The 5,923-nt window shown below is 52.9% G+C and carries 4 protein-coding genes and 1 pseudogene; 2 read left to right on the forward strand and 3 right to left on the reverse strand.

Features of this window, described 5'->3' with window-relative positions; genetic code table 11:
• Window positions 1-91: 91 nt before the first annotated feature.
• Window positions 92-805: a PAAR domain-containing protein gene (locus H4J77_RS19005; RefSeq protein WP_182249993.1), complete on the reverse strand. Its 714-nt coding sequence runs from the start codon at window positions 803-805 to the stop codon at window positions 92-94.
• Between the two features lie 445 nt (window positions 806-1,250).
• On the opposite strand from H4J77_RS19005, the gene H4J77_RS19010 reads away from it, so the two are divergent.
• Together H4J77_RS19010 and H4J77_RS19015 are read left to right on the forward strand one after the other, a co-directional pair.
• Complete coding sequence (locus H4J77_RS19010) at window positions 1,251-2,681, forward strand: integrase family protein (RefSeq protein WP_182249995.1); 1,431 nt, start codon at window positions 1,251-1,253, stop codon at window positions 2,679-2,681.
• Between the two features lie 243 nt (window positions 2,682-2,924).
• Window positions 2,925-3,110, forward strand: coding sequence for a hypothetical protein (locus tag H4J77_RS19015; RefSeq protein ID WP_182249997.1), 186 nt, complete (start codon window positions 2,925-2,927; stop codon window positions 3,108-3,110).
• A gap of 208 nt (window positions 3,111-3,318) precedes the next feature.
• Here the strand turns inward: H4J77_RS19015 and H4J77_RS19020 are convergent.
• Together H4J77_RS19020 and H4J77_RS19025 are read right to left on the reverse strand one after the other, a co-directional pair.
• Window positions 3,319-5,106: pseudogene (locus H4J77_RS19020) on the reverse strand (heavy metal translocating P-type ATPase); the annotation flags it as partial.
• A gap of 248 nt (window positions 5,107-5,354) precedes the next feature.
• Window positions 5,355-5,792, reverse strand: a complete 438-nt coding sequence (locus tag H4J77_RS19025; protein ID WP_083392344.1) for an STY4534 family ICE replication protein — start codon at window positions 5,790-5,792, stop codon at window positions 5,355-5,357.
• Between the last annotated feature and the right edge of the window lie 131 nt (window positions 5,793-5,923).

Raw genomic sequence — 5,923 nt, forward strand, 5'->3', positions numbered from 1 at the left:
ACATCAGCTATTACCTGATGACACGGTACAACTGGCTAAGACCACATCAATTCAATGATGGTTTAGCACCTGCCAAGGCAGAGGAAAAACTTTATCCACTGTCCGGAATCAGTTGACCACTACACAAGTCATACAGCAAAGCGACATTGCTAGACTCATTACCAAAGCTGGTATCCGGCCTAGACTCAAAACGCCCATCTTCGGTGAAGTCTGAATAGCCTTCCGCCTCACAAAACTTACGGATAGCTTCCAAGGTCGGTTGGTCAAACTGATTCAGATCCTCCTGCCTACACTGCGCCGTAAACGCAGCATTATTCATATTGTTAAGGGTGCCATCGAAAAACATACCCACCCGCAGCGTGATGCGCTGTTGCAGCGGCAGCTCTTGCTCGTCTTCTTCCTCTTCGTCCTCGACCAAGAAAGGAACGCCGTCATCAAAAGTGCTTTGCCGCAGCGCCTGCGTAGGCTCTGCAGAGCCCGGCACAAAGTAACGGCCACTATTGGAATCGCCACCAGAGTCACCCTGTACAGCGCCACCAATAATCACAGTTCCTGAACCGCCGATAACCACATCACCATGACTACCGGTGCTACCCAGCACAGCGGCAGGCCGACCGTTTATTAACACATTAGGGATGACCTGCCCGGCCAAGGCGCTGCCACAGGCGGTACTGTCACCCAAGCGTGCCGCCGGCTGACCATCGAATAGCACATCGGATGAGCCGGTAGCGATGTTATTACTGCCGTGCCCGCTCTGCGGACACTGTGTGGGATCGCCCAAACGGGCGGCGGGTTTGCCTGACATGCCAAGCTCCTTTGGCTGTTATCACTCCTGTGAACCTTGGATGCTATGAACACAAAAACTCAAAGGCAACGGTGCAGCAGGCGGGATGTGACCCAGTGCAATTTCGGCAGGAGAATTAACAGGCTTGGAAGGAACGACAAAGCGCAGAAACGCAAAAGGCCCATCCGAAGATGAGCCTTTTGCATTAAAACTATGGTGCCGGCACCAAGAGTCGAACTCGGGACCTACTGATTACAAGTCAGTGTTATTGCTACGGAATCAGAGGCTCTTAGAGACTATATCCCAAAATCAATCCATCCCAACCTCATGTTCCTAAACGATTTATTCGCCGTAACGCCCAAAACAGGCAATATATAACCACGAAAGAAAAATGGTCAAACTCCTACCCCAATCCTACCCGAAACGCTAAACTCCTACCCGAAACCTACCCCAAAAAGGATCGGCCATGAGCAGCAATCGCTCTGCATTGAAAGAACATTTTCTGAAGCGGCTGAAATATGACCCGAAGAACCCCCGCCAAGAATTCCTCGACCCTCCTGTTTATGGCCAGGGGACTTTTGGCGTACGGGTTAACAAGAGGTCAATTGCGTACATTCTGCTATACAGCTTTCATGGCAAGCCAAGGAGGCTGACTTTAGGCTCCTATCCAAAAATGTCATTGGCGGATGCCCGAGCGAAGTCAACGCATGCTGCCCAGTTGGTAGAGCAAGGTATCGATCCGGGTAAGAAAAAAACTCTCGAACTGTTCGAGTACCGCACAAGCCCTTCCGTAGCTGATGCGGTGGATACTTACCTCGTATGGGCCAAAGCCAACAAAAAATCTTGGAAAGAAGACGAGCGAATGCTCAAAAACGATTTTGTAAAGTCGATTGGGGACATGAAACTCCAAGACGTTAAACGCAAACAGATTCTGGCTCTACTGGATGACAAGGCCAAAACCGCTCCAGTCGCAGCGAACCGCCTGCAAGCAGTAGTTCGGAAGCTGTTCAATTTCTGCGTAGAGCGCGACATTATCGAAGCCACACCACTGGTAAAGATGAAAAGCATCGCGAAAGAAACGCCCAGAGAGCGAGCTCTCAACCGGCATGAAATTGTGTGGTTTTTAAAACGTTTAGCGAGCCCCACGATCACCGTCGCCACTCGTTTCGCGCTATTGCTTTCATTGATGCTTGCGCAGCGTTCGGGGACTATCGCGGCCATGCGCTGGGTAGACCTGGATTTTGACCAAGGGATTTGGGACAGATCCGGCAGTTTCGAGAAAAACAACAACCCAATCGCGACTCCCCTATCCTTCCCTGTGAGCAAGATCCTGCAGCACCTCCATCATCTTCAAGCGGTAAAACTTGAAAAGAACGGCAATATCGAAGAACCGAGCCCCTGGGTTTTACCTGGAAGAGACCGGACATCCCACCAGACCCAGCCTTCTTTAAACCGAGCAATGCGCAGGCTTTATGACACCTATGTCGCCAACTCCGACCTAGTAAAATCGGAAGGCTTGCTGCGCATTGCTGAAGGATACCCAAGGCCCACTGCTCACGATTTACGCAGAACCGCTACAACCCATATGTCCGGCCGGGGCCTAGGCAAAGATATAAGGGGCAGGATTCTGAACCACGCCGATTTGAGCGTGGACGCGATTTACGACAGGTATGCCTACTTCGACGAAAAAGCGACTGCCTTGAACGACTGGCACGCATACTTGCTCGATCTGTTCAAAGAGGCCTTTGGCCACAAGAATTGGATCAAGGTTTACGGCCAAGAAGCGCCTCAGGTTAATAAAAGCAAAGCGAAACCCGCTGAGATCGAGCCCAATGCGCCTCGCACCATCATGGTCGGAGGCCGGGAGGTCGTATTGTCAGAGCCTAAGATCAGCTGAAATGCCAGAACACATCAGCAACCGCCCCCCCCCTACGAACAGGAATGTGAACGATGCTGCACTTTCCATTCATTTCACCTAGAAAAGTGCAGCATCCTGCACTTAGTCACGCAGCTACGCTCAACGAAGGTTATGCTGGGCTGGCTGCTCAACATCAAACGCGAGACTCATAGGGGCATACGAAACCACAAATCTGGACAGGAATACGTTCTGAGATGGACATTGGGAGGGGGGGGGGGAAGGGTGAAATTTGAAAAGATACCCGCTAGCTTTCAAGCGGGCTGCCGCATTAAGGCTGAAAACCGAGCTCGAAAAATTGCGCTGCTGGCGTCAATGACGGCAGAAGACAAAGCACGTTTCAACCGAGACAACGCCGATTGGTTTGAAAAAATAGCTGCGGATTTTGGCGGCTACACCTCAAAGCGATGAACGGGTTTTCCAGGTGACCGACCTTTCCCAACATGTAAGGCAGTTGATCCAACCTTTGAATCAAATGCCATGTGGTACAGGCCATCTTTAGAAACCATCACGTGGCGTGGATGTGTTCGCATATGTGCTCAAGGATGAGCTTGTATCAGAGCTCGCTGACGCAAAACTGAGCCGAAGATTACATTTTTGTCAGTTTCAAATTTCACAGTCATTCGATATGGGAACGCTGCAAGCGCAGCGCATTGAAGACAACCGATGCGGAACTTAAGCTCATCGCCAAAGCCGCAATCATTGGCGACAATAGCCAACCGGTGAAAGGATAAAGCACGCCTGCCGCGATTGGGATGCTTAGTCCGTTGTACAAAAACGCTAGTAGTAGATTCTGGCGCATGTTTCCTACCGTCTTGACCGACAAGGCGCGCGCTCGCAAAATCCCCATAAGGTCTCCTTTTACTAGCGTTACCTGTGCGCTGCTCATCGCCACGTCCGTCCCTGTCCCCATGGCTATGCCGACGTCCGCTCTGGCTAGAGCAGGCGCGTCGTTGATGCCATCCCCGGCCATGGCCACAAATTGGCCTTCGTTCTGTAAGCGCGACGCAAGCTGCTCCTTGTCCTGAGGTTTGACTTCGCCATATACCTCGTCGATGCCCAAGTCCTCCGCGACTGCTTTCGCTGTAGTCAGTCCATCCCCGGTCGCCATGATTACTCTGATGCCCTCTTCATGTAGCCGAGACACTGCTTCCTTGGAGGTCGGCTTGATTGGGTCAGAGACCGCCAACACCCCGGCGAGCCGGTCATCGACTGCCAGGAACATGACGCTGCTGCCGCGTTGGCGGAGCGCTTCTGCTTTGCCCTTCAGCGGAGCGACGTCGATACCCGCCTCTTCCATCAAAGCGGTATTACCCAGCTGTAGCTGGCGACCCTCGACTTGACCGCGAACGCCGATGCCTGAACCTGATTCGAAGGTATCCGGCTTGGTTAGTACAATACCTTCAGACCGGGCATGGTCAACGATTGCGTGAGCCAGCGGGTGTTCGCTTCCCTGATCCAGGCTCGCTGCCAACCGAAGCACCTCCTCCGAATTGAACGACCCGAAGCCTTCAGAGGACTCGAAGACTGGACGACCTTCAGTCAGAGTCCCGGTCTTGTCTACGATCAAGGTTGTCACCTTTTTGAAGTTCTCGATCGCGGCCGCATCCCGGAACAACACTCCGCTGCCAGCAGCTTTGCCGGTGGCAACCATGATAGACATGGGTGTGGCCAATCCCAGAGCGCAAGGGCAAGCGATAATCAGCACCGCTACGGCATTGATCAAGCCATATACCCATCCAGGCTCAGGACCGAGAAAGCCCCAGACGAAAAATGTCGTAATAGCGATTCCCACCACGACCATTACGAAGTAACCAGCGACCACGTCGGCCATCCGCTGCATAGGGGCTTTGGAGCGCTGCGCATTGGCAACCATCTGCACGATCTGCGACAGCATCGTATCTGAGCCAACGCGGGTTGCCTCGATGACCAGGGCGCCATGCGTGTTCAGCGTGGCTCCAATAGCGTTGTCCCCCGGCCTTTTGGTGACAGGTACCGGTTCTCCTGTGAGCATCGACTCGTCGACGGCGCTTTCCCCTTCTGCGACGAGGCCATCCACAGGGACTTTCTCACCGGGGCGAACTGTTTCAGTACCGGCAACGATGATGTGATCCAGAACGCGGATATCTACAGATCCCATAGCCTGAACCAATCGATGAGTCAGCCGTTTATCGGCTTCACTGGGTGAAGGCGAGCCACTGGGGTGATTGTGGGAAAAGATCACTGCGGCGGCGTTAACACGCAACGCTTCCTTGACCACCTCCCTTGGATACACCACAGCCTGATCAATCGTGCCCCGGAATAACTCGATACAAGTAATCAAGCGATGCTGATTATCGAGAAATAGGGCAACGAATACTTCGTGCTCATAGTTGACCATCTGCACCCAAAGATAGTCTTTGACGGCTCCGGGGGTGGTGAAGGCTGTTCCGCGGTGGAACTTTTTCTGCATTGCATCCCGAGCAGCCTCGAATACCTCATCCATGGTTGCCGGGGCGTAATGTCCCTGCGAATTTTTTACCAACAACTGATTTGAAAGCATGCTGATTCTCCAAACAAAAAAAGGGGAGAATCACCACGCCCGCCGGGAGTGAGATTGCTCCCCGATGGGTTTGAGTGTATTGAATATGAAAGGGCGGTTGCTCTGCCCTGAAATCAGGCTACCTCTTGCTCCTGTTCAGGCATGGCAGTGACCGCTTTGGCCTGGTAGACCATCTTGCCGTTTATCTTGATCCAGCCGATATACAGCAGTCGACCTTTCAGTGAAACACCGGCCTGACCCTGCTTGGGGCCATTCTGGTAGGTAAAAACATCCGGCCAGATGTCACCAATCCGGAAGCCAACCAGAACCTTCATTTCAGCATCTACCGCTTGTTGGCAACGACGAATCTGCTTTTCAGCCTCTTCGCCGACAACATTGCAATCAACGTAGGTGTACTCGACAGCATCAGTCGCCCCCTTCAGAGCGGCGACGGTCACAGCCATGAAAGGTTTTCCCTTGCGCGGAGTCACCTCCCGCAGGCGATTGAGGTAACCGATACCAGTGGTGTGAAGGTCAAAGTATTTGGTTTCTGAGGTTTGAGTAGCGCTCATGGCAATTCTCCGATTTCTAAACGTACTGGAAAGCGGAGACGGCTTTTCCCGGCAGGGAGAGCGTCCCCGCAGGTGGGTACAGCGGTTTTAGGTCAGGCGATGAAGCTGATTAGCAGGGGCATTCAGCACGG

Source organism: Pseudomonas sp. 5Ae-yellow, from assembly GCF_014077575.1.
GTDB lineage: Bacteria > Pseudomonadota > Gammaproteobacteria > Pseudomonadales > Pseudomonadaceae > Halopseudomonas > Halopseudomonas neustonica.

Excerpts from the sequence above, each read along its gene's own strand:
- H4J77_RS19005 (WP_182249993.1), bottom strand. The coding sequence starts at position 805 with ATGTCAGGCAAACCCGCCGCCCGTTTGGGCGATCCCACACAGTGTCCG.
- H4J77_RS19010 (WP_182249995.1), top strand. The coding sequence starts at position 1,251 with ATGAGCAGCAATCGCTCTGCATTGAAAGAACATTTTCTGAAGCGGCTG.
- H4J77_RS19025 (WP_083392344.1), bottom strand. The coding sequence starts at position 5,792 with ATGAGCGCTACTCAAACCTCAGAAACCAAATACTTTGACCTTCACACC.